Genomic DNA, 24,601 nt, shown 5'->3' on the forward strand with positions numbered 1-24,601 from the left:
CGCGCGATCCCACGCCTAGCATTGCCCTAAGGTCAGCGCGATTTCCGGAAGACGAGGGCGGCCGCAGCGGACCGAGGCGCCATCTGCCCAAGCGGAAAGGGCCTGCAAGTGCCTGGACCTGTCTCGAAACTCTCGCGTTGGCTCTGCGACGAGGCGCTTCCCTTCTGGCAGTCGCGCGGGCGCGACGTGGTCTTCGGCGGCGTGCATGAGCGGCTGCGCTGGGACGGTGCGCCCGACGTCGCCACCGCAAAGCGCGTCCGCGTCCAGGCGCGCCAGATCTACTGCTATTCGCACGCCAGCGCTCTCGGCTGGTTCGATGGGCTCGGCTTCGCCGGCGCGACGCTGGACTGGCTGCTGGAGAAGGCGGCCAGCCCCGATGGCGGCCCTGGCTTCGTCCACCTGCTCCAGCCCGACGGCAGCGTCGCCAACCCGCTGCGCGACACCTATGACCATGCCTTCATCCTTCTGGCGCTGGCCTGGTACGCCAAGGCCAGCGGCGATGCGCAGGCTCGCGCCCTGATCGGCGCGACGCTCGATTTCCTCGACGAGTGGATGCTCTGCACGGACGGCTCCTACCGCGAGGGTGTGCCGCCCGCCCTGCCACGCCGCCAGAACCCGCACATGCATCTGTTCGAGGCGATGCTCGCCCTGCACGAGACGCTCGCCTTTCCCGGCGCGCTCGAACGCGCAGGCAAGCTGCGCTCCATGCTGCTGGAGCGCTTCCTCGCGCCTACCGGGCTGCTGCTCGAGTTCTTCGACGACGACTGGCGGCCCGCTTCGGGCGATGTCGGCCGCATCGTCGAACCCGGCCATCTGGCGGAGTGGTGCTGGCTGCTGCGCCGCTATGAAAGGGCCGCGGGACTTGCGCCGGACACCCTGCCCTCGGCTCTCATCGATGCGGCCGAGGCGACGGCCGATCCCGCGACCGGCTTCCTGATCGACGAGGCGTTCAGCGACGGAACCTGCTCCCGCCGCAGCCGCAGGCTCTGGCCCCAGACCGAATGGGCGAAGGCCTGGCTCTCGGAGCAGCGCGCCGGTCGCCCCGGCGCCGGGGCGAAGGCAGCACATGCGCTCGGGCAGCTCTCGACCTGCTATCTCGGCCAGCCCCTGCCCGGAGCCTGGATCGACCAGATGGACGACACCGGCCGGCCCCTCGTGGACACGATTCCCGCGAGCACGCTCTATCACGTCTTCGCTGCAGCCGTGGAGGCAGACGCGGTCCTGCTGGAGCAGAGAGCATTCGCCTGATCGAGCGGTCGCTCAGGCGTTATCGGGCGCCTGCCCTTCCCAGAGCCGTGCGCCTACTTGCCCTGCCATTGCGGCGGCCGCTTGCCGAGGAATGCTTCCATGCCCTCCCGGAAATCGGCGCTGCTGTAGCACATCACCACGAGATCGTTTCCGCCCTCGGCCGGCAGCGACGCACCGGCGAGGCGGCGCAGCGCCTCCTTCGTGGCCCGCATCGTCAGCGGCGCGTGCCCGCGGATCGTCGTGGCGAGTTCCTGAGCCCGCGCCATCAGAGCCGCATGATCGGCGACGAGCTCGTTGTAGAGCCCGATGCGATGGCCTTCCTCGGCCTCGATCAGCCTCGCGGTGAAGACGATGTCCTTGACCCGCGCCGGCCCGAGCAGCGCGGCGAGCCGGGCGTAGTTCGTCATCGACAGGCAGTTTCCGAGCGTCCGCGCGACCGGAAAGCCGAAGCGTGCCGTCGTCGTCGCGACCCGCAGATCGCAGGCGCAGGCGATGCTCGCCCCGCCGCCCGTGACGGCTCCCGAGATCGCCGCGATGGTCGGGATCGTGCAGGCCTCGATGGCGGTGATGACGCGATCGATCCTCTCCTCATAGGCCAGCGCGTCCTCCGGCGTGGCGAAGGAGCGGAATTGGGAGATGTCGGTGCCCGCGGCGAAGGCCTTCTCGCCCGCGCCGGTGAGGATCAGCACCTTCGGCGCGCCATGGGCGGCGGGATCGCTGCAGATCGCCGCGAGCCGCTCATACATCGCAAAGGTCAGGGCGTTGCGGGCCTGCGGCCGGTTCAGGGTGATCGTGCCGACCTCGTCCCGGACCTCGTAGAGAATCTCGTCATCCATTCAGGCTCACTCCCTAGGCATCTTATTGGGCCGACGCCGCCATGGCGTTGCCGGGCGAGTCGGGTCGAAAGGAGCCGGACTATCCGTGCCCTCCGGCAGAGCGTCAACGCTTGGTGCCGGCCATCCCGGCCTGTCCGCGACGCGCAGCCGCTCGGCGGCCTCAGGCCGCACCGGTCGCGAAATGGCGGCCCGGCGCGGCCTCGATCAGGGCGCGAGTATAGCTGTGCGCCGGCGCGGAGAAGACCTGCGCGGTCGCGCCCTGCTCGACGATGGCGCCCTTCTCCATCACCACGATCCGGTCGCAGATCTGCGCCGCGACCCTGAGGTCATGGGTGATGAACAGGATCGCCAGGTTGAAGCGCTCCTGCACGTCGGCAAGCAGCGCCAGAACCTGCTTCTGCACGGAGACGTCGAGCGCCGAGACGGCCTCGTCCGCGATCAGGATCTCCGGCTCCATCGCCAGGGCGCGAGCGATCGCGATGCGTTGGCGCTGTCCTCCGGAGAACTGGTGCGGATAGCGCTCCAGCGCCGCGGGCTGCAGCCCGACCAGCTTCATCAGCTCGCGCGCACGCGCCAAGGCGTCATCCGCGCCCAGGCCGAAATTCATCGGTCCTTCGACGATCGAGGCGCCGACCGTCCGGCGCGGATTGAGCGAGCGGAACGGGTCCTGGAACACGACCTGGATCTTGCGGCGATAGGGCCGGAGCTTGCCCTCCGAGAGATTGGCGATGTCGATGTCCGGCACCAGGATCGCGCCCTCGCTCGGCGGCATCAGCCGGGCGACGCAGCGCGCCACCGTCGTCTTGCCGGAACCGGATTCGCCGACGATACCAACGGTCTCGCCGCGCCGGACCGTTATCGCCACGTCGCGCGCGGCGTTCACCACACGCGCCTTCCGGAACAGCGCCTTGGAGCTGTAGGTCTTGGCGAGGCCGACCGTCTCCAGCGCCACGGGGCCGAGCACGGGCCTGCGCTCGGCCGGCGTCAGGCTCGGCACCGAGGCGATCAGCATCTTCGTGTAGGGATGGCGCGGCCGCGTCAGGATCTCGGCCGCCGGCCCCTGCTCGACCACGCGGCCCTTCTCCATCACGACGACGCGGTCGGCGATCTCGGCGACGACGCCGAAATCATGCGTTATGAACAGCACGCCGGTGCCGCGCCGCTCCTGCATCTCCTTGATGAGCTTGAGGATCTGCGCCTGCGTCGTGACGTCGAGGGCCGTCGTCGGCTCGTCGGCGATCAGCAGCGCGGGATCGAGGATCAGCGCCGCCGCGATCATCACGCGCTGGCGCTGCCCGCCCGAGATCTGGTGCGGATAGGAGGCATGCATCCGCTCCGGTTCCGGCAGGCGCATCGCCTCCAGCATCTCCAGTACGCGCTTGCGCCGCTCGGCGGACGCAAGCTCGGTATGGATGCGCAGGACCTCCTCGATCTGGTCACCGATGGTCAGCACCGGGTTCAGCGCCGTCATCGGCTCCTGGAAGATCATCGCCATGCGGTCGCCGCGCAGCGCCCTGAGGCGCTGCGGCGTGGCGGCGAGGAGGTCCTCGCCTTCGAGCCTGATGGCGCCCGCGACCGGCTTCAGCGCCTTGGCCAACAGACCCATCACCGAAAAGGCCGTGACCGACTTGCCCGAGCCGGACTCGCCGACGACGCAGACGATCTCGCCCGCCGCGACGCTGAGCGAGACGCCCTCGACCGCATGAGCACGGTCGCCGCCGCCGGGCAGCGCGATGCTGAGGCCGGCGATTTCGAGAACGGGTGTCTGTGCGTCGCTCATCGGCCAGCCATCTTGGGATCGAGCGTATCGCGCAGGCCGTCGCCCAGCATGTTCACCGCGAGCACGGTGAGGCCGAGGAAGATGCCGGGATAGAGGATGTTGTGCGGGAAGACCCGGAACAGGTTGCGCCCCTCGGCCATGATGTTGCCCCAGGTCGGGATCTCCGGTGGGATGCCGATGCCGAGGAAGGACAGGATCGCCTCGACGAGAATGGCGGAGGCCGCGATGAAGGTGCCCTGCACGATCAGCGGCGCGATCGTGTTGGGCAGGATATGGAGCACCATCAGCTTCGGCAGCCGCGTGCCGGCCATGATCGCCGCCTCGACATAGGGCTCCTCGCGCACCGACAGCACGATCGAGCGCACCAGCCTGACCACGCGCGGTATCTCCGGAATGATGATGGCGATGATCACCGAGCTTAGCCCGCTGCGGAACAGCGAGACGACGGCGATGGCGAGCAATATGCCCGGTATCGCCATCAGCCCGTCCATGAAGCGCATGATGATGCCGTCGAGCGGGCGGACATAGCCGGCGACGAGCCCGATCACGAGGCCGATCGCGATCGAGATCGAGGCGACCGAGACCGCGATCAGCAGCGAGACGCGCGCGCCGTAGACCACGCGGCTATAGACGTCGCGCCCGAGCGAATCCGTGCCCATGCGATGCTTGAAGACAGTCGTCGAGCCGTCATCGGCGCGGATCGTCCGCTCGAAGCCCGGCACCTTGTTGCGCGTGCTCGGGTTGATCGCAGTGGGGTCGATGGTGCCGAGCCAGGGCGCCAGCAGGCCGATCAGCGTCATCACCAGCAGCACGGTGCCGCCGATCGCGACGACCGGGTTGAGCACGAGCCGCTTCAGGATCGTGCGGGCCGGCGCCGCAGGTTCCGCCGCGACCGGCGCAAGGATGGTCGGTTCGGCGCTCAATAGCGGATCCTCGGGTCGAACAGGCTGTAGGCGAGGTCGATCAGAAGGTTGATCCCGACATAGACGCCGGAGAACAGCAGGATCACGGCCTGGATCGTCGGGTAGTCGCGGGCCAGCACCGCATCGACCGTCAGCCGGCCGAGGCCTGGAATCGCGAAGACACTCTCCGTCACCACCACGCCGCCGATCAGGAGCGCGATGCCGATGCCGACGACGGTGACGATCGGCACCGCCGCGTTCTTCAGCGCATGCCGGAACAGGATCTTGCGCTCGACCTGCCCCTTGGCCCGTGCGGTGCGGATATAGTCCTCGCTCAGCACCTCGAGCACGCTCGCCCGCGTCATCCGCGCGATCAGCGCGATATAGATCACCGAGAGCGTCACCGCCGGCAGCACCAGCCGCTGCAGGAAGCCTCCGAAACCGCCGGACAGCGGCTGGTAGCCCTGCACCGGGAACCAGCCGAGCGTGATCGCGAAGATGTAGATCAGCGCATAGCCGATCACGAAGACCGGCACCGAGAAGCCCAGCACCGAGAAGCCCATGACGATGCGGTCGATCCAGGAGCCGTGCTTGTAGGCTGCGAGCACGCCGAGCGGGATCGCCACGCAGACCGCGATCAGCATCGTCGCGAAGGCGAGCGACAGCGTCGGCTCGACGCGCCCCATGATCAGCTCGCCGATCGGCTTCTTGAAGAAGAAGCTCTCGCCGAGATTGCCCTGCAGGAGGTTGCCGGCCCAGATCGCGAACTGCGCCAGGATCGGCTGGTCGAGGCCGAGCCGGTTGCGGATAAGCGCGATCTGCTCGGTCGTGGCGTTGTCGCCGGCGATGACCGCCGCCGGATCGCCCGGCGTCAGCCTGAGCATCAGGAAGACGAGGACGGCGACGATCACGAGGACCGGGATCGTCGCCAGCAGGCGCCGCAGGATGTAGCTCAGCATCGGCTCCGGCTCCGCGCTGTCAGCGAGGCCACCTCACTTCTTCTCGATGTTCCAGAACACCGGCGCGGCGGCCGAGAGGATGCCGGTGACGTTGCTGCGCGTCGCGATCGGCACATAGTACTGGCCGAGATGGACATGCGTCACGACCTCGCGCTGGCGCATCTGCACCGCCTCGGCGATGGCCTTCTGCTTGGCCGGATCGGTCTCGCGGGCGAAGTCGTCGCGCAGCTTCTCCATCTGCTCGTCGCAGGGCCAGCCAAAGGCGGCCTTGTCGCAGCTGGAATTGAGGAAACCGGTCATCACCGGGTTGAGGATGTCGGCCGAGACCCAGGAGGTCTGCATCAGGTTCCAGCCGCCCTTGTCCACCGGCTCCTTGCGGACGCGACGGGAGACGACCGTCTGCCAGTCCGAGGACTGCATGTCGACCTTGAAGCCTCCGCGCTCGAGCAGCTGCTTGGCGACGGGGCCGAGATTGGTCAGCACCTGCAGGTCGGTCGAGTGCAGCAGCACGATCGGCGTGCCGTCATAGCCGGCCTCCTTGAGCAGGGCCTTCGACTTCTCGAAATTGGATTCGAGCAGCCCTTCCATGCCCTTCTCGCTCGCGAGCGGCGTGCCGCAGACGAAGAGCGACTTGCAGATCTTGTAGTATTCCGGGTTGCCGACGGTAGCGTCGAGGAAGTCCTTCTGGTTCAGCGCATAGAACAGCGCCTGTCGGACCTTGGGATTGTCGAAGGGCTTCTGCGTATGGTTCGGCCGCATCGTGTATTGCAGCCCGAGCGGGTTGTAGTTGGTCAGCGTGATCGACTTGTCGTCCTTGAGCAGCGGGATCAGGTCGTAGGCAGGCTGCTCGATCATGTCGATCTCGCCTGCCAGCAGCGCGTTGACCGCCTGCTGCTGGTCTGCGACCGCCAGCCATTCGACCCGGTCGAGCTTGGCGACCTTCCCGCCGGCGAGCCCCGAGGCCGGCTCGGCACGCGGCTTGTAGTCCTTGAACTTGGTGTAGACGATCTTGTCGCCGGGCTTCCATTCGTCAGTCTTGAGCACGAAGGGGCCCGAGCCGATGAATTCCGAGATCTGGGTGTTCGGGTCGGTCTCCGCCACGCGCTTCGGCATCATGAAGGGGACGTTCGACGAGGGTTTGGCGAGGCCGAAGAGCAGCAGGCCCGTCGGCGATTTCAGCTTGATGGTGAAGCTCTTGGCATCGTCGGCGCTCATGCTGTCGACGAAGGTCATCAGCTTGAGTCCGATCGGGTCCTTCGCGCCCCAGCGCTTGATCGAGGCGACGCAGTCCTCGGCGGTGACCGGCTTGCCGTCATGCCAGAGCAGGCCGTCGCGCAGCGTGAACTTGTAGGTCAGTTTGTCCGGCGACTCGGTAAAGCCATCGACCATCTGCGGCTTGATCTCGCCCTTCCCGTCCAGCGCGAAGAGCGTGTCGTAGATCATGTAGCCGTGGTTGCGGACGATATAGGCGGTGGTCCAGATCGGATCGACGATCTTGACGTCGGAGTGCATCACCACTTTCAGAGTGGTCTGGGCCTGGGCAAGGCTGCTGCCCGCCAGCAGCGCGGCGGCTGCGGCGACGATAGTCCAACGCGACATCATAAGCTGATCTCCCCTCTGACCGTCATGCGGTCGGTTCTTGCCGATCGTGATGTGCTGATCTGTTGAGTGGCCCGGTTGCTAACCTCGTGATTTAGGTTCCGTTTCGGTCGGCACCGCCCATGCAGGCGGCATGCCATGTCAAAGCCATGCTCGCCCGATTGCGCTCAGCCGGTCAACCTCGCCAGAAGCCCGGCCATCAGCCGGGTTCGCTGCGCCAGGCTCTCGACCTCGATATGCTCCTCCAGCGTGTGGTAGCCGGCGCCGAGCAGGCCGAGCCCGTCGAGCGAGGGGATGCCTGCCGCGCCGGTGAAATTGGCGTCCGAACCGCCGCCGGCCGAGCCGTGCCCCAGCGTCCAGCCGAGTTCGCCGGCAATCTGGCGCGCCAGCCCGAAGAGCTGCAGCGTTGCCTCATCCGGCTCCCAGACCGGCCGCGTCACACCGCGCGTCACGGTGAAGCGCGTACCGTCCTCGTTCTTCACCGACAGCGCCAGCATCCGCTCGACGCCGCGATCCAGATCTTCCTGCCTTTTTGCCATGCTCAAGGCTTCCGCCTTGCATAACGTCGGCACGCAGTTCACCCACTGCCCGCCGGAGATCACGCCGACGCTGAAGGTGCAGTCGTCATCCGTCATCGCCTCGATGGCGAGCAGTTGCTTCGCCATCATGCTCACCGCGGAACGGCCCTTCTTCAGCTGCGAGCCGGCATGGCTCGGGCGACCTTCGGCCAGCAGATTGAAGCGCGCGATCGCATAGCGCCCGGTGACCACGCCATTGCCCGGGCTGCCCGGCTCCGGCACGAGGATGAAGCGGTGCTTGCGCGCCTCTTCCATGATGATCTCGCGCGTGCCGGGGCTGCCGATCTCCTCGTCGCTGGTAAACAGCACGCTGACCGGCAGCGGCGTCTCGATCCCGGCCCTGGCCAGCGCGATCACGGCCTGCAGGGTGGCGAAGGCGCCGCCCTTCATGTCGAGGATGCCGGGCCCGTAGCAGCGCGAGCCCTCGCGCTTGAACGGCAGCGTCTTCAGCGTGCCGACCGGGTGGACGGTGTCGAGATGCGACATCAACAGGATGCCGGGCTCGGCCCGGCGCGGATGCGGGAAGTCGCCCCGGACGCAATCACCGAGCCCGGGCGGCCCGGGAATGCGCGTCACAACTGCGCCTGCGGCGGCCAGTTCGGCCGCGGCGAGATCCATCATCCTGTTGACGGCGGCGACGTCGAAGGTCGGGCTCTCGCACTCGATCCAGGGCCTGAGCCCGGCGATCAAGGCATCGGTGTCGAGCGGCAGCGCGTTCGGGTCCATCATTCACCTGTCAGGCTGGTTCATGCGGGGATCGGCGGATGCCGTCGGCAGAAGCTCAAGCCACGGTCCGCGTCTCGACGAGGCGGGCGAGCAGGCTGGCGCCGATCGGCAGGATGCCGTCATCCAGCACGAAGGCCGGGTTGTGCACCGGCACGCTGCCGGCATGGCCGACCCAGGCATAGGCGCCAGGCACGACGCGCAGCATGTCGGCGAAGTCCTCGCTGCCCATCACCGGCTTCGGCTCGGTCAGAACGTTTCCCGCACCGACGATCTCGGCCGCGACCGCAGCCGTCGCCTCGGCCTGGGCCGGGTGGTTGATCAGCACGTCGAAGATGCCGCGGATGTCGACATCGATCTGCACGCCGAAGGTCATCGCCGTCCCGGCCGCGATCTCGCGCATGCGCTCGCGGACGAGCCTGGCGACGTCCGGCGAGAAAGTGCGGATCGTGCCGGCGAGCTTCGCCTCCTCCGGAATCACGTTATAGGCCGAGCCGGCGTGGAATTGCGTGATCGAGAGCACGGCGGCCTCGCGCGGATCGGCGTTGCGGCTGACGATGGTCTGCAACGCCGCCGCCAGCGAGATCGCCGCCACGACCGGGTCGCGACCGACATGCGGCATCGCGCCATGGCTGCCCTTGCCCGTGATCTTGATGTCGAAGAAATCGGCGCCGGCCATCGCGGGCCCGGGGAAGACGGCGATCTGGCCGGGGTCGAGATTGGGGGCGTTGTGGAGCCCGTATATCTCGTCGCAGGGGAAGCGCTCGAACAGATTGTCGGCGAGCATCGCGCGCGCGCCGCCGAGCCCCTCCTCCGCCGGCTGGAAGACGAAGATCGCCGTCCCGGCGAAACCGCGATTCTCGGCTAGATAGCGCGCCGCGCCGAGCAGCATCGTGGTGTGGCCGTCATGGCCGCAGGCATGCATGCGCCCGGGAATGGTCGAGCGCCAGGGCAGGTTCGTCAGCTCGTCCATCGGCAGCGCGTCCATGTCCGCGCGCAGGCCGATGCGCCGTCCCGGCCCGCCCGTACCCGCGAGCACGCCGACCACGCCCGTGCCGCCGATGCCGCGATGCACCTCGATGCCCCAGGAGGCTAGCTTCTCCGCGACGATGCCGGAGGTACGGACCTCCTCGAAGCCGATCTCGGGATGGGCGTGGATGTCGCGGCGGATGGCGACGAGGTCGTCCTTGAAGGCGTCGATCGCGGAAAGAGCGGGCATGAACAGGTGAACTCCGGAAGGAATGGGCCGGTCAGCCGAAGACGGGGCCGAGCGGCGCAGTGCGCAGGCCGGGGCGCAGATGCTTCCACGGCAGGACGGAGGGGTCGACCGGCATCGGGCCGGGCGCGGCGCAGACCAGGATGGCCTGCGCGATCGGCTCGAAATCGGCGCGGAAATGCACCGAGCTCTTGTTGACGAGGATCGCCTGCTCGGTCGGCTCGATGCCGACCTGGCGGTACATCGCCTGGTCGGCCATCTGCGCCTTGCGCGAGGCCACGACGATCCTGACCCCGCCGATGCGCAAGGCCGCGCAGGGCCCGAGATTCATCCGCGAACCGCCGAAGAAGGGACCTGGCGCGACGAAGCGGCCATCGGACAATTGCTCGACGATGAATTCCGCTTCCAGCGGCACGTCGCCGGGAATACCCGACTTCGCCCCGAGAGCGGCGTTGATCGTCGCGCCGACCCCGGCCTTGTGCGCCAGCGCGGCAACCTCCGGATCGACGATCAGCCCGATCGCGGCGCGCACCGCACCGTTCCGGACCAACGCCCGCGCCATGCCCATCGTGTCGGAATCCCCGCCGGCCCCGGGATTGTCCTGCGTGTCGGCGATGACGATCGGCCGGGTCGCGCCGCTCGCCAGGGCCATCGCCTCGCGCACGCCCTCGTCGGGCTGGAAGACCTGACCGTTGAAGGCGGCCTCGCTCGCCATCACGCGGGCCGTGATGGCATCCGCAGCCCGGTCGGCATCGGCTTGCGTCGCACCATAGGCTACGACGGTCGGGCCGCAATCGGCGAAGTCGGCGGCCGGGAAGCCGGGCAGGAAGGAGAGCGTCGGCACGCTTTCGTGTTCCAGGGCCGCGAGCTCGCCATAGATCGTCCGGCAGGGCTCCATTGCCGTCGCCTGCCAGGCGATCGGGATCAGATAGGGGATCTGCCGGAACGCCTTGGCGTCGCGCTTGGCCGTGCCGATCAGCTTGGCGAGATAGGTCGTGGCGCGGCTGCCGGTCAGCGCCATGTCGACATGCGGATAGGTCCGGTAGGCGACCAGCGCGTCAGCGCTGTCGACCATCAGCTGCGTGACGTTGCCATGCAGATCGAGGCTCGCGACCAGAGGCACGTCGGGCCCGATCGCCTCGCGCACGCGGCGCAGCGTCTCGCCCTCGCCGTCCGGAAAGCCCTCCGCCACCATCGCGCCGTGCAGGTCGAGATAGACACCGTCGAGCGGCAACGCGGCGGCGATGCGCTCGACGAGTTCGCCGAGCAGCCCCTCGAAGGCTTCGGCGGTGACATGCGCCGAGGGGCTTGCCGCGCACCACAGCGTCGGCACCATCTCCCAGCCAAGCCCGCGCGCCGTCTCGACGAAGCCCGACGCGCCGACATTGACGTTGTGGACCGCAGCGAAGATCTCCTCGCCGCGTGCCAGCGCCGGCCAGCCGCCGCCCTGGACGAAGGCGTCGAGCCCCGCCTTGCTCGGCGCGAAGGTATTCGTCTCGTGCAGGAACCCGCCGAAGGCGATGCGTGGCGACATGGGACGAAGGCTCCGGTCAGGCAACGGGACCGGCGCAGGTAATCACGCAAGGTCCGCGGCTCCAAGGGCCAAATCGCGCATGGATGCCCAACGGACAGGCAGGTCTGCCTCGCCGACGATCGGGCATGATGACAAGCGGGCGCGCTATGTGACAGTTTGATGACTTGCCGCGGCCTGCCCGCGGCACTGCCTTGCTCGACCGGCCTCGACGCCGGCGATGCTCAACGATTTTGGGAGGAAGACAATGTTTACACGCAGGATCGCGCTCGCGACCGCGCTCGGCCTGGCTGTCATGGCCCCGGCCGCACACGCCCAGGCGCCGTCAGGCAAGGTCACGGTGGTGACCTCCTTCTCCAAGGACGTCACCGACCCGATCAAGAAGGCCTTCGAGAAGGCGGTGCCCGGCGTGACGCTGGAGGTCCAGAACCGCAACACCAATGCGGGCGTGAAATATCTCGAGGAGACCAAGGCGAACAACCAGGTCGACCTGTTCTGGGCCTCGGCGCCGGACGCCTTCGAGGTCCTGAAGGGCAAGCAGTTGCTCTCAGCCTACAAGCCCAAGGCGACCGGCATCCCCGACAAGATCGGCTCCTATCCGATCAACGATCCCGCCGGCTTCTATTCCGGCTTCGCCGCTTCCGGCTACGGGATCATGTGGAACGACCGCTATGCCAAGGCCAACAAGCTGCCCGAGCCGAAGGATTGGCAGGACCTCGCCAAACCCGCCTTCTACGACCATGTCTCGATCGCCTCGCCCGCCCGCTCCGGCACGACCCATCTGACCATCGAGACGATCCTTCAGGGCGAGGGCTGGGACAAGGGCTGGCGCACCATCAAGGAGATGGCCGGCAACTTCAATTCCATCACCGAGCGCTCCTTCGGCGTGCCCGAGGCGGTGAATTCCGGACAGGTCGGCGTCGGCATCGTCATCGACTTCTTCGCCTTCTCGGCCCAGGCTTCGGGCTTCCCGGTCAAGTTCGTCTACCCGACGGTAACGACCGTCGTGCCGGCCAATGTCGGCATCGTCACCAATGCGCCGAACAAGGCCGCCGCCGAGGCCTTCGTCGAGTTCCTGCTCTCGCCGACCGGCCAGGAAGTGCTGCTCGAGCCCGGCATCCGCCGCCTGCCGGTCAATCCGGCCGTCTATGCCAAGGCCGGCGCCGACTATCCCAACCCCTTCACCGATCCGCGCTTCCAGAAGATGATCGGCTTCGACGTCGACAAGTCGGAGGCCCGCACGGCCGTCGTCGATACGCTGTTCGACCAGCTGATCTCCTTCCAGCTCGATGCGCTGAAGGGCGTCACCAAGACGCTGCACGAGGTCGATGCGGCGCTCGCCAAGAAGCCGAACCCGCAGGCCAAGGCGCTCGCCGACGAGGCCCGCAACCTGATCGCCGCCATGCCGGTCAGCGAGGCTCAAGGAGCGAGCGCCGAGACCCGCGCCGCCTTCACCGGCGGCAAGGAGAAGGGCGCGCGCCAGGCCGAGCTGGAAAGCCAGTGGGCCAGCTTCGCCCGCGACAACTACGCCAAGGCCAAGGCCAAGGCCGACGAGGCGCTGAAGGCGGCGCGCTGAGCGACCTCCCGTGAAACGCCGTCATGCTCGCCCTTGTGGCGAGCATCCACGTCTTGAACACAGGCCTCGACCAGCGACGACGTGGATGGTCGGGACAAGCCCGACCATGACGGCAGAGGCTGGAGCGATGCCAGCGACGCGTGAAGCACAAAGCGCATGACAGCCATCCCCACCGCCGCCGCCCTCCCCCGTGCCCGCCGCCTCTCCGCCACGCCCGGCCAGATCGCGCTCGCGTTGGCGATCGCCGCCTTCCTGCTGCTGTTCCTGGGGCTGCCGGTCGGAACCGTGCTCTATGTCGCCTTCACGGAGAAGGGCACCAGCACCTTCACGCTGGTCAATTTCTACGACTTCTTCCGCACCGAGCTGTTTATGCGCTCGCTGTGGAATTCCTTCTACGTCTCGGCGATGTCCGTGGTCTGGGCCTCTGTCTTCGCCCTGCCACTTGCCTATCTCACCACGCGCTTCGTCTTCCGCGGCGCGCTCCTGGTGCAGACGCTCGGCTTCCTGCCGCTGATCATGCCGCCCTTCGTCGGCGCCGTGGCGATGCAGCTCTTTTTCGGCCGCAACGGCTCGGTCAACCTGCTGCTGGACGACTGGTTCGGCTTCAAGATCGGCTTCATGGAGGGGCTGAACGGCGTCATCTTCGTCCAGTCGGTCCACTACTTCCCCTTCATCCTGATCAATCTCTCAGCCGCGCTGCGCAACATCGACCGGGCGATGGAGGAGGCCGCGCAGAATCTCGGCTCCTCGGGCTTCCGGCTGTTCCGCCGCATCGTCTTCCCGCTGGCGCTGCCGGGTTACCTTGCCGGTGCGTCGCTCGTCTTCGTCAAGGTCTTCGACGATCTGGCGACGCCGCTTCTCCTCAACGTCAAGGACATGCTCGCCCCGCAGGCCTATCTGCGGGTGACCTCGATCGGCATCGCCGACCCGATGGGTTACGTCATCTCCGTCGTGCTGATCGTCGCCTCCGTCGTCGCGATGTGGCTCTCCGCCCTGGCGCTGAAAGGCCGCGACTACGCCACGACGCAGCGCGGTGGCGGCGGCCTCGCCCGGCGCAAGATGACACCCTGGGAGGCCGTGCTCGGCTACGGCGTCGTCATCCTGATCCTGGCGCTGGTGCTGGCGCCGCACCTGGGCCTGCTTCTGCTGTCCTTCGCCACGATCTGGTCGTTCTCGCCGCTTCCGGACGGCTTCACCACGGCGCATTACGCCCGCGTCTTCGGCGAGAGTTCGCTCTACATCAAGAACACGCTGATCTATGCCACCCTCGCCGGCGGCATCGACATCGTGCTCGGCGTCGCCATCGCCTATCTGGTGCTGCGCACCAAGCTGATCGGCCGCGAATGGCTCGACTGGGCGGCATCCGCCGCGCTCGCCATCCCCGGCGTCGTGCTGGGCATCGGCTATCTCAGGACCTTCTACGGCGTCACCCTGCCCGACGGCACGCCACTCGCGACGCTGTGGATCACTATCGTGCTCGCGCTCGCCATCCGCCGCCTGCCCTATGCGCTGCGGGCCTGCTACGCAGCGCTCCAGCAGATCTCCGTCTCGCTGGAGGAGGCGGCGGAGAACCTCGGCGCCACCAAGGCCCGCACCGTGCGGCGCGTCGTCGTGCCGCTGATGGCGGGCGGCATCCTCGCCGGCTTCGTCACCTCGTTCTCGACGGCGGCCGTCGAGCTCTCGGCGACGCTGATGCTGGTGCAGTCCAACTCCGACGCGCCGCTCGCCTATGGGCTCTACGTCTTCATGCAGTCGGCTGCGGGGCGCGGGCCGGGGGCTGCGCTCGGCGTCGTCGCCGTGCTGCTCGTCGCGCTCTGCACCTTCATCTCGCACGTCATCATCGAACGCAGCCAGAAGGCCAAAGGCATGGGGCATTGAATGAGAATGGCCATTGACATGAACGCGATTGCCCCCCTGACCACGCCTGCCGTTTCCGTCGACATCGAAGGCGTGAACCTGTCCTATGGCGACAACCACGTCCTCAAGAACGTCGACCTCGCTATCCGCCCAGGTGAGTTCTTCGCCTTCCTCGGCCCCTCCGGCTGCGGCAAGACCACGCTGCTGCGCCTGATTGCCGGCTTCAACCAGGCCGATACCGGCCGCGTCACGATCGGCGGCAAGGACATCTCCACCCTGCCGCCGTGGAAGCGCGATGTCGGCATGGTCTTCCAGTCCTATGCGCTCTGGCCGCATATGAGCGTCGCCCGCAACGTCGCCTTCGGGCTCGAGGAGCGCGGCGTCGGCCGCGACGAGGTCAAGCGGCGCGTCGGCGTCGCGCTCGATCTCGTCGGCCTCGGCCATCTCGCCGAGCGGCGCCCCTCGCAGCTCTCCGGCGGCCAGCAGCAGCGCGTCGCCGTCGCCCGCACCGTCGCGGTCGAGCCCAAGGTGCTGCTGCTCGACGAGCCGCTCTCCAACCTCGATGCCAAGATGCGCGTCCAGGTCCGCCGCGAGCTGCGCGACCTGCAGCAGCGCCTCGGCCTGACCACGATCTTCGTCACCCACGACCAGGAGGAAGCGAACACGATCTGCGACCGCATCGCCGTGATGAATGACGGCATCGTCCAGCAGGTTGGCACGCCGATGGAGCTCTATGAGCACCCGGCCAATCTCTTCGTCGCGAATTTCCTCGGCACCGCCAACATCCTCGACGGGAAGGTCGCCGGAACGGGTGCTGACCGCCATTTCGACATCGAAGGCGGCCTGCGCCTGCCGATCGCAGCCGATGCCGAGGTGCCGGAGGGCGCCAAGCTGGTCTTCCGGCCGCAGCATGCGAACCTCGCGCAGCCTTCGGCCGCCGCAGCGGGCCCGGGTTTGGCGCTACCCTGCGTGGTCGCGCATCGCGAGTTCCTGGGCGCCAGCGTCCGCTACGGGGTGAAAATCGGCACGACCGAGGTCGCGGTCGATATGCCCTTCCAGTCGGGCCGCGACCTGCACGAGATCGGCGCCGCCGCAACGGTCACCCTCTCTCCGCACGCGCTGATCTGGCTGGCGCGCTGAAGCGCGCCGTCACTTCTCGACGAAGGCGCGCTCCACGACATAGCTCGCGGGCGTCGAGCTCGACCCCTCGACGAAGCCCTTGGCCTCGAGCAGCAGCTTCATGTCGGCGAGCATGGCCGGGCTGCCGCAGAGCATGGCGCGATCATGCTCGACATCGATCGCAGGCAGGCCCAGCGACGCGTACCAGTCGGCGGATTCGAACAGCTCCGTGACCCGGCCGCGATTGGGATAATCCTCGCGCGTCACCGTGGGGTGATAGACCAGCTGCTGCGAGACCATCTCACCGATCAACTCGTCATTCGGCAGCTCGCTGCGGATGTAGTTCTCATAGGCCAGCTCCGATACCAGCCGGACGCCATGGACCAGCACGACCTTCTCGAAGCGCTCATAGGTGGAAGGATCGCGGATCAGGCTCATGAAGGGCGCGAGCCCCGTACCGGTAGCGAGGAAATAGAGGTTGCGGCCCGGCAGCAGGTTGTCGTGCAGCAGCGTGCCGGTCGGCTTGCGCCCGATCAGAACCTCGTCGCCCGGCACGATGTTCTGCAGCCGCGAGGTCAGGGGGCCGTTCTGCACCTTGATGCTGAGGAATTCGAGCTGCTCGTCATAGACCGCCGAGGCCATGCTGTAGGCGCGCAGGAGGGGGCGGCCCTCGACCATCAGGCCGATCATCGCGAACTGGCCGCTCTCGAAGCGGAAGGCGGGACTGCGGGTCGTGCGGAAGCTGAACAGCGTGTCGTTCCAGTGATGAACCGACAGGACCTTCTCGACATACTGATTGCTCATACGTGTTTTTTCCGTCCGACCTGCTTCGATCCGCCGCCTGCCGGCGGGTTACTTCCGTCAAAATGGCGCGGCCACTCCTCTGCCAAGCCGGCCTCGAACGCAAGCTTTCGCATGCGTTCTTTCATTCTCAGCGCGGAAACCCGCCATGCGGCCTGAGGCCGCGCCCGGCGCTCGGGAGTTGCCGCCCCTAGATCTCCCTGGCGTCGAGCGTCCGGTAGAGTGGCAGCGCAAACGGCGCGATCCGGCGCAGCAGCCCCTGTACCGGCTGCGCCTTCGGCTCGGAGAACGGCAGGCCCAGCGTGCCGAGCGGCACGCCTTGCGTCGCCTGCGCCAGCTCCCGCCCGAGCGAGATCGAGAGCGCGACCGCACGCCCGTTGCAGCCGACCCAGCCGAAACCGTTCGGCCCGAGCTGGTGGATGCGCGGATAGCCCGGCACCTGCGGCTTGAGCACATCGTCCGGCGTCATGCCGACATACCCCGACCAGACATAGTCGAAGGACACTTCGCCGAGCTGCGGCCAGAGCCGCTTCAGCTTGTCGCCGATCGGCCCGCGTAGATTGTTGCCGCCCTTGCCGGGAAAAACGGCCGCTCCGCCGGTGACGAGCCGGTTGCGAGCGTCCCAGCGCGCGAAGATCAGCTCGCGATGCGTGTCCGACACCGCCTGCCGGGCGGGGATGATCGTCTTCGCAATGTTGTCGCTGATCGGCTGGGTCGCCATCTGCCAGGACAGCACGGGAATGACCTCCTGTGCGATCTCCGGCGCCAGCCCGCGCTCGAACTCGCCCGTATAGGCATTTGTCGCCAGCACCAGCGCCCGCGCCGTCACCGAGCCTTTCGCCGTGCGCACCACCCAGCGGTCGCCCTCGCGCGCCATGCTGCTGACGGGCGAGCGCGCATGGATCGTGGCGCCCAGCTTCAGCGCGACCTCGGCCAGCCCGCGCGCCAGCGCCAGCGGATTGATATGCCCGCCGGTCCGGTTCCAGAAGCCGCCGAACCAGGCTTCCGAGCCCAGCATCTTCGCCGCCGCCTCTCGATCAAGCAGCTCGACCGGCGCGCCGATCGCCGACCATTCGCGCACGCGCTTCTCGGCCAGCTTGAAGCGTCCCGGCGAATGCACAGGCTGGATCCAGCCGGCCTGCTCGGCCTCGGCCGGCACCTCGTATCTGCGCACGAGATCGAAGAGATATTGCGCGCTGTCGCGCAGCACCGCGTTGAAGCGTTCGCCCGCCTCGCCATGGCGCGCCACCATCGCGGAGGGATCGTGCCCGGCGAGCGTCGGGATGACCTGCCCATTGTTGCGGCCCGATGCGCCCCAGCCGGGCTCGGCCGCCTCGACCACCACCACCCCAACGCCGTTCTCACGCAGATGGATCGCGGTCGACAACCCGGTGAAGCCGGCGCCGATCACCACCACATCGGCCTGCACGTCACCGGCGAGCGCACCCAGCACGGGGCCGGCGGGCGCCGTCGCGGCCCAGAGCGAGGGCGGCCAGGTGACGGGGGTGGAGGTCGGCATCGCGGTAACTTTCAGGACTTGTTCAGCGGATGAGCGCGGTGGATCGCCGGGCGGCCGCATCCTTGCCGCCCGCTCGGCCGGAGGCAAGAGGCGCTTATTTCATCGTTGCGGCCAACGGAGATCAGAATTCTACAATAAAGCATCGAAACGAATGAATTATTCCAAACTACGTCTTCGACTATTCTTACGTTGGAATTTTTATCCCCCGATGGCTATGTCTGCAGCGCAGCAGGGGGCTGCTGGAAGCATCGGGCCGGGCAATTGCGCCAGGTCGGCGCTTCGGATGAACTCGGCCCTCCGCTGATCCATTGAAGGGCCTGCCATGTCGCTCAAGCATATCCTCGGCCTCGATCACGTCGTGGTCACCGTTCGCGACCTCGATGCCGCCGCCGAGCAATGGCGCGGCCTAGGTTTCACCGTTTCGCCGCGCGGCACCCATTCGCCGATCCTCGGCACCGGCAACTACACGATCATGTTCGGCGAAGACTATGTCGAGCTGCTCGGCATCCTGACCGAGACCGAGCAGAACAAGCCGACGCGCGACTATCTCGCCAAGCGCGAGGGCCTCGAACGTGCCGCCTTCACCACCGACGATGCTGCCGCCGGCGCCGAAGAACTGAAGAGCCGAGGCTTTCCGGCGCTGGGCCCGATCCATTTCGGACGCCCGGTCGAATTGCCCGGCGGCGGCACCGGCGAAGCGAAGTTCAACGTCTTCCGCTGGCCGCTCGAGGAGCAGCCCGGGGGCCTGCGCATCTTCGCCTGCCAGCATCTGACCCGCGAGACCGTCTGGATTCCCGAACTTCAGAGTCACGCCAACGGCGCCAGCCGCCTGGTCCGGCTCGAAATCCTCACCGCCGATCCTAAGGCCGCAGCCGAACACCTCGCCCGCCTGATCGACGAGCCCGCCCGCGCCGATGGCGACGGCTGGCTGGTTCCCTCCGGCGGCAAGCGCGCCGATTTCCTGTTCTATGACGCTGCCGGCTTCGCCCGCCGCTACCCCGATGCCGTCCGCGACGGCGCGGCGAGCGAAGGCGCCACTGCACTCGTCGTCGCCAGCGGCGACCTCGCCGGCGCGAAGGCTGCCCTCGGCGCGCGTGGCGTTGCCCATGACGGCGCCGTCAGCGTCGCCGCAAGCGCCGCCAACGGCATCGTCCTGAGCTTCCTGCCGCAGTAGCAGGCAAACACCGCTTTTATTTAAGCGCGACCGCCGTTGACGGTCGTGCTCGCCGCTCACATCGTTTCCCTTACGCGACCTCAGAGACGAGGATTTTCCCATGGACATGACCCGCCGCGCCGCGCTCCTGACCAGCGCCGCCATCGCCTCCAGCGTTGCCTTCCCGATGCGCTCGCTCTTCGCCCAGGAGACCCCGCGCAAGGGCGGCGTCTTCACCGTCCATTACGGTGCCGAGCAGCGCCAGCTGAACCCCAGCCTTCAGGCCTCGACCGGCGTCTACATCATCGGCGGCAAGATCCAGGAGCAACTCGTCGACCTCGACGCAGCCGGCAACCCGGTCGGCGTGCTCGCCACGAGCTGGGAAGCCTCGCCCGACGGCAAGACCATCACCTTCAAGCTGCGCGAGGGCGTGAAATGGCACGACGGCAAGCCCTTCACCTCGGCGGACGTGCAGTTCACCGCGATGGAGATGTGGAAGAAGATCCTGAACTACGGCACCACGCTGCAGCTCTTCCTCACCGCCGTCGACACGCCCGATCCGCTAACCGCCGTGTTCCGCTACGAGCGCCCGATGCCGCTCAACCTGCTGCTGCGCGCCCTGCCCGATCTCGGCTACGTCTCGCCGCGCCATATCTATGAGGGCAAGGGCGACATCCGTCAGAATCCGGCGAACCTCGCGCCCATCGGCACCGGCCCGTTCAAATTCGTCACCTATGAGCGCGGCCAGCACGTCATCGCCGACCGCAACCCCGATTACTGGCGCCCGAACGCGCCTAATCTCGACCGCATCGTCTGGCGCGTCGTCACCGACCGTTCTGCCGCCGCCGCCCAGATGGAAGCAGGCCAGATCCACTACTCGCCGTTCTCCGGCCTGACGATCTCGGACGCCGCGCGCCTGAGCAAGGATCCGCGCTTCATCGTCTCGACCAAGGGCAATGAGGGCAATGCCCGCACCAACACGGTCGAATTCAACTTCCGGCGCAAGGAACTCGCCGACATCCGCGTGCGCCGCGCCATCGCGCATGCGCTCGACATCCCCTTCTTCATCGAGAACTTCCTCGGCGACTTCGCCAAGCCCGGCACCGGCCCGGTCCCCTCGGTCTCGACCGATTTCTATCCGGCCGACAACGGCCCGCAATACGCCTTCGACAAGAAGCTCTCGGCCAAGCTGCTCGACGAGGCCGGCTTCAAGGCCGGCGCTGGCGGCACGCGCTTCTCGCTGCGCCTCCTGCCCGCGCCGTGGGGCGAGGACATCACCCTGTTCGCGACCTTCATCCAGCAGTCGCTGGCCGAAGTCGGGATCAAGGTCGAGGTGGTGCGCACCGATGGCGGCGGCTTCCTGAAACAGGTCTATGACGACCATGCCTTCGACCTCGCCACCGGCTGGCACCAGTACCGCAACGACCCCGCCGTCTCGACGACCGTCTGGTATCGCTCGGGCCAGCCGAAGGGCGCCCCCTGGACCAACCAGTGGGACTGGACCAACCCGACGATGGACAAGATCATCGACGATGCGGCGACCGAGATCGACGTCGCCAAGCGCAAGGCGCTCTATGGCGATTTCGTCCGGCTCGCCAACACCGAGATCCCGATCTGGACGCCGATCGAGCAGATTTTCCTGACCACGATCAGCGCCAAGGCCCGCAACCATTCCAACACGCCGCGCTGGGGCTCGAGCTCCTGGCACGATCTGTGGTTGGCGGAGTGAAGGCTTCGTCTTCCGAAGCGGTCTGCTAAAGTCGGTTCCATGCGCATCCTGACCCTTGCGGGGCGGCGTCTCGCCGCCTCGATCCCCACTCTCGTCCTGATCCTGATCGGGGTCTTCGTCCTGCTTCAGTTCGCGCCGGGCGACACGGTCGATGCGCTGATGGCGCAGATGGGCGGCGGCGATGCCGAGACCGCCCGTCAACTGCGCGAGCATTACGGGCTCAACATCTCGGCCTGGGCCCAGCTCGGAAACTATCTCTGGCGGCTGGTCCAGCTCGATCTCGGCTTCTCGGCGATCTACGGCAAGCCGGTCGCGACCGTGATCGCCGAGCGCCTGCCGCCGACGATCCTGCTGATGACCGCCTCGCTCTCGCTCGCCTTCTTCTTCGGGCTGATCTTCGGCGTCATCGCGGCGCGCGGCGTCAACCGCTGGCCGGATACGCTGATCTCGACGCTCGGCCTCGTCTTCTATGCGATGCCGACCTTCTGGTTCGGCCTGATGGCGATCGTCGTCTTCTCGATCTACCTGCAATGGCTGCCGGCGGGCGGCTTCGAGGACATCACGGTCGCCCGCGCAGGGTTGGCCCGCACGCTCGACATCGCGAGCCACCTCGTCCTGCCGACACTGACGCTCGCCCTGTTCTACATGGCGATCTATCTCCGCATCATGCGCGGCTCGATGCTGGAGGTGCTGACGCTCGATTTCGTCCGCACCGCCCGCGCCAAGGGCATGGACGAAACCCGCGTCGTCGTGCGCCACGTCCTGCGCAACGCGCTGTTGCCGATGGTGACGCTGATCGGCCTGCAGGCCGGCACGATGCTTGGCGGTTCCGTGGTGGTCGAGAGCGTGTTCTCGCTGCCGGGCCTGGGCCGCCTCGCCTATGAATCGGTGATACAGCGCGATCTCAACACGCTGCTCGGCATCGTCTTCGTCTCGGCGCTCTTGGTCATCGCCGTCAACTTCATCGTCGACCTGCTCTACGCCCGGCTCGACCCGCGCATCACGACGGGGGGCTGAAGCATGTCCTTCCTGAAGCTCTATTTTCGCAGCCCGCCGGCCGTGATCGGCCTCGTCCTGCTGCTGCTCGTCCTCGCCATGGCGCTGAGCGCCGACTGGCTCTATCCGCGCGATCCGCTGGCGCTGGCCGGCCGGCCGCTGATCTGGCCGTTCAGCAATCCGCGCTTCCTGCTCGGCACCGACAATTCCGGCCGCGACATCGCCGCCCAGATCTTCCACGGCGCGCGTATCTCGCTGCTGATCGGGCTGGTCGCGACCGTGATCTCGGTCCTGATCGGCATCACCATCGGCGCCTTCGCCGGCTATTACGGTGACTGGGTCGACACCGCCCTGATGCGCGTCACCGAGGCCTTCCAGACCCTGCCGAACTTCATCCTGCTGCTGGTTCTGGTCGCCGTCTTCGGCTCGACCATCACGACGGTCACCGTCGCGATCGGCATCGTCTCGTGGCCGGCTTCCGCCCGGCTGACGCGCGCCGAGTTCCTCTCCCTGCGCAACCGCGAATTCGTCCAGGCCGGCCGGACGCTGGGCCTGCGCGACATCAAGCTGATCTTCGGCGAGATCCTGCCCAATGCGCTCCCCCCCGTCATCGTCTATGCCAGCGTGGTGATGGCGATCGCGATCCTGCTCGAAAGCGCGCTGGCCTTCCTCAAGCTCTCCGATCCGAACGTCGCCTCCTGGGGCAATTTGATCGGCGCCGGCCGCGATGTTCTGCGGGTGCAATGGTATGTTTCGGCCATTCCCGGCGTCGCGATCCTCGCCACCGTGCTCGCCGTCTCGCTCGTAGGCCAGGGCCTGAACGATGCCCTCAACCCGAGGCTGAAGGGCAGATGAGCGCGATCCTCACCCTCGAAGCCGTCAGCGTCCGGCTGCCGAAGAACGCCGACCGCCCGCATGCGATGAGCGAGGTTTCGCTCGCCCTCCAGGCCAACGAGATCCTCTGCGTCGTCGGCGAGTCCGGCTCGGGCAAGTCGATGACGGCCAATGCCGTGATGCGCCTGTTGCCCCCCGGCGTCGACATCGATGGCGGACGCATCCTGTTCGAGGGCCGCGATCTCGCAAGCCTGAGCGAATCCGAGATGCGCAAGGTCCGCGGCGCCGGTATCGCCATGATCTTCCAGGAACCGATGACGGCGCTCAATCCGCTGCGCACCATCGGCGACCAGATCGGCGAGATGTTCGAGTTGCACAGCGATCTCGGCAAGGGCGAGGTCAAGGCCAGGGTTCAGGCCCTGTTGGAAGAGGTCCGCATCCCCGATCCCGTCGCGGCGGCGAAGGCCTATCCGCACGAGTTGTCCGGAGGCCAGCGCCAGCGCGCCATGATCGCCATGGCGCTCGCGCTCGATCCGAAGGTGCTGATCGCCGACGAGCCGACCACCGCGCTCGACGTCACCACCCAGGCCCAGATCCTCGAGCTCATCCGCGACCTGCAGAAGCGCAAGGGCACGGCCGTCCTCTTCATCACCCATGATTTCGGCGTGGTCGCCGAGATCGCCGACCGCGTCGCGGTGATGAGCCAGGGCCGCGTCGTCGAGCAGGGGGCGGCCGAGGAGGTGCTGGGAAACCCGCAGCACGCCTATACCAAGCAGCTCATCGCCGCCGTCCCGCCGCTCAAGGCGCCGCCGCCGCGCACGCTCGGCTCCGAGCCGATCCTGACCATCGAGCATGTCTCGAAGACCTATCGCACGGGCGGCTTCCTCGGCCGCGGCCAGCGTGTCACCCACGCAGTCAAGGACGTCTCGCTCGTCCTGCCGAAGGGCGCGACGCTCGGCATCGTCGGCGAATCCGGCTCCGGCAAGTCGACACTGGCGCGCTGCATCGTACGCCTGATCGATCCGGAGAGCGGCGCCATCCGCATCTCCGGCACCGATCTCGCGAGCCTCTCCAAATCCGAGCTGCGCGCGGCGACCCGCCACATCCAGATGGTCTTTCAGGACCCCTTCGCCTCGCTCAACCCGCGCCGCAAGGCTGGCGAGGCCGTGGCGCAGGGCCTGATCGTCCATGGCAGGCCCAGGCCCGAGGCGATGATCCGCGCCAAGGAGCTGTTCACGCTGGTCGGTCTCGACCCTGCTGCGACAGACCGCTACCCGCATGAGTTCTCCGGCGGCCAGCGCCAGCGCATCGGGCTCGCCCGCGCGCTCGCGCTCGAACCGCGCGTGCTCGTCGCCGACGAGCCGGTCTCCGCGCTCGACGTCTCCGTGCAGGCGCAGGTGCTGAAGCTGCTGGCCGAGCTGCGCCAGCGCCTCGGCCTGTCGATCGTCTTCATCACCCATGATCTGCGCGTCGCGGCACAGGTCTGCGACCTCGTCGCGGTGATGAAGAGCGGCGAGGTCGTCGAGGCCGGCCCGATCGGCGAGGTTTTCGGCAATCCGCAGCACGACTATACCAAGGCTCTGCTCGCCTCGATTCCCGGTCGTGAGTTCGGTATGCGGGAGCAGACACTGAGCGCCTGACGCGG

At 67.4% G+C, this 24,601-nt stretch carries 19 protein-coding genes; 9 read left to right on the forward strand and 10 right to left on the reverse strand.

Annotation, left to right across the window (positions count from 1 at the left end; translation table 11 throughout):
• Positions 1-108: 108 nt before the first annotated feature.
• Positions 109-1,248: an AGE family epimerase/isomerase gene (locus ASE63_RS25350; protein ID WP_056808294.1), complete on the forward strand. Its 1,140-nt coding sequence runs from the start codon at positions 109-111 to the stop codon at positions 1,246-1,248.
• A gap of 53 nt (positions 1,249-1,301) precedes the next feature.
• Here the strand turns inward: ASE63_RS25350 and ASE63_RS25355 are convergent, their stop codons facing one another.
• The 8 genes from ASE63_RS25355 to ASE63_RS25390 all read right to left on the reverse strand — a co-directional run bounded on the left by ASE63_RS25355 (position 1,302) and on the right by ASE63_RS25390 (position 11,375).
• On the reverse strand, positions 1,302-2,084 hold the full coding sequence (locus ASE63_RS25355; protein WP_056808296.1) for an enoyl-CoA hydratase/isomerase family protein: 783 nt from the start codon (positions 2,082-2,084) through the stop codon (positions 1,302-1,304).
• 160 nt (positions 2,085-2,244) lie between these two features.
• Positions 2,245-3,864 (reverse strand): ABC transporter ATP-binding protein, encoded by a 1,620-nt coding sequence (locus ASE63_RS25360; protein WP_056808297.1) that lies wholly within the window; start codon positions 3,862-3,864, stop codon positions 2,245-2,247.
• A complete protein-coding gene (locus ASE63_RS25365; RefSeq protein ID WP_348271378.1) occupies positions 3,861-4,724 on the reverse strand; it encodes an ABC transporter permease in 864 nt (287 codons plus the stop codon). The genes ASE63_RS25360 and ASE63_RS25365 overlap by 4 nt, the downstream gene beginning before the upstream one ends.
• A 59-nt stretch (positions 4,725-4,783) precedes the next feature.
• Positions 4,784-5,725, reverse strand: a complete 942-nt coding sequence (locus ASE63_RS25370; protein WP_056808298.1) for an ABC transporter permease — start codon at positions 5,723-5,725, stop codon at positions 4,784-4,786.
• 33 nt (positions 5,726-5,758) lie between these two features.
• Complete coding sequence (locus tag ASE63_RS25375) at positions 5,759-7,324, reverse strand: ABC transporter substrate-binding protein (RefSeq protein ID WP_244491594.1); 1,566 nt, start codon at positions 7,322-7,324, stop codon at positions 5,759-5,761.
• Positions 7,325-7,491: 167 nt separating this feature from the next.
• Positions 7,492-8,628, reverse strand: coding sequence for a M20/M25/M40 family metallo-hydrolase (locus ASE63_RS25380; RefSeq protein WP_056808402.1), 1,137 nt, complete (start codon positions 8,626-8,628; stop codon positions 7,492-7,494).
• A gap of 55 nt (positions 8,629-8,683) precedes the next feature.
• Positions 8,684-9,844 (reverse strand): M20 aminoacylase family protein, encoded by a 1,161-nt coding sequence (locus ASE63_RS25385; protein WP_056808302.1) that lies wholly within the window; start codon positions 9,842-9,844, stop codon positions 8,684-8,686.
• A gap of 31 nt (positions 9,845-9,875) precedes the next feature.
• Positions 9,876-11,375 carry a M81 family metallopeptidase gene (locus ASE63_RS25390; RefSeq protein WP_056808304.1) on the reverse strand — a complete coding sequence of 500 codons (1,500 nt, stop codon included), beginning with the start codon at positions 11,373-11,375 and terminating at the stop codon, positions 9,876-9,878.
• 292 nt (positions 11,376-11,667) lie between these two features.
• On the opposite strand from ASE63_RS25390, the gene ASE63_RS25395 reads away from it, so the two are divergent.
• The 3 genes from ASE63_RS25395 to ASE63_RS25405 all read left to right on the forward strand — a co-directional run bounded on the left by ASE63_RS25395 (position 11,668) and on the right by ASE63_RS25405 (position 15,945).
• Positions 11,668-12,948 (forward strand): extracellular solute-binding protein, encoded by a 1,281-nt coding sequence (locus tag ASE63_RS25395; protein WP_056808405.1) that lies wholly within the window; start codon positions 11,668-11,670, stop codon positions 12,946-12,948.
• 156 nt (positions 12,949-13,104) lie between these two features.
• Positions 13,105-14,826, forward strand: a complete 1,722-nt coding sequence (locus ASE63_RS25400) for an iron ABC transporter permease (RefSeq protein ID WP_056808306.1) — start codon at positions 13,105-13,107, stop codon at positions 14,824-14,826.
• Between the two features lie 18 nt (positions 14,827-14,844).
• Positions 14,845-15,945 (forward strand): ABC transporter ATP-binding protein, encoded by a 1,101-nt coding sequence (locus ASE63_RS25405; RefSeq protein ID WP_156410605.1) that lies wholly within the window; start codon positions 14,845-14,847, stop codon positions 15,943-15,945.
• A 9-nt stretch (positions 15,946-15,954) separates the two neighbouring features.
• On the opposite strand, the gene ASE63_RS25410 is transcribed toward ASE63_RS25405, so the two are convergent.
• Positions 15,955-16,728, reverse strand: a complete 774-nt coding sequence (locus ASE63_RS25410) for a ferredoxin--NADP reductase (RefSeq protein ID WP_056808310.1) — start codon at positions 16,726-16,728, stop codon at positions 15,955-15,957.
• 187 nt (positions 16,729-16,915) lie between these two features.
• Positions 16,916-18,244 (reverse strand): FAD-binding oxidoreductase, encoded by a 1,329-nt coding sequence (locus tag ASE63_RS25415; RefSeq protein WP_056808313.1) that lies wholly within the window; start codon positions 18,242-18,244, stop codon positions 16,916-16,918.
• Positions 18,245-18,566: 322 nt separating this feature from the next.
• On the opposite strand from ASE63_RS25415, the gene ASE63_RS25420 reads away from it, so the two are divergent.
• The 5 genes from ASE63_RS25420 (at position 18,567) to ASE63_RS25440 (ending at position 24,596) form a co-directional block, all read left to right on the forward strand.
• Positions 18,567-19,418: a VOC family protein gene (locus ASE63_RS25420; RefSeq protein ID WP_056808315.1), complete on the forward strand. Its 852-nt coding sequence runs from the start codon at positions 18,567-18,569 to the stop codon at positions 19,416-19,418.
• A gap of 100 nt (positions 19,419-19,518) precedes the next feature.
• Positions 19,519-21,126: an ABC transporter substrate-binding protein gene (locus ASE63_RS25425; RefSeq protein WP_056808317.1), complete on the forward strand. Its 1,608-nt coding sequence runs from the start codon at positions 19,519-19,521 to the stop codon at positions 21,124-21,126.
• A gap of 39 nt (positions 21,127-21,165) precedes the next feature.
• Positions 21,166-22,143 carry an ABC transporter permease gene (locus tag ASE63_RS25430; RefSeq protein ID WP_056808319.1) on the forward strand — a complete coding sequence of 326 codons (978 nt, stop codon included), beginning with the start codon at positions 21,166-21,168 and terminating at the stop codon, positions 22,141-22,143.
• A 3-nt stretch (positions 22,144-22,146) separates the two neighbouring features.
• Entirely contained in the window at positions 22,147-22,977 is an 831-nt protein-coding gene (locus tag ASE63_RS25435; protein WP_056808320.1) for an ABC transporter permease, read from the forward strand.
• Positions 22,974-24,596 (forward strand): ABC transporter ATP-binding protein, encoded by a 1,623-nt coding sequence (locus ASE63_RS25440; RefSeq protein WP_056808322.1) that lies wholly within the window; start codon positions 22,974-22,976, stop codon positions 24,594-24,596. The genes ASE63_RS25435 and ASE63_RS25440 overlap by 4 nt, the downstream gene beginning before the upstream one ends.
• Positions 24,597-24,601 lie beyond the last annotated feature (5 nt).

The organism is Allobosea sp. Root381, assembly GCF_001429395.1.
Taxonomy (GTDB): domain Bacteria; phylum Pseudomonadota; class Alphaproteobacteria; order Rhizobiales; family Beijerinckiaceae; genus Allobosea.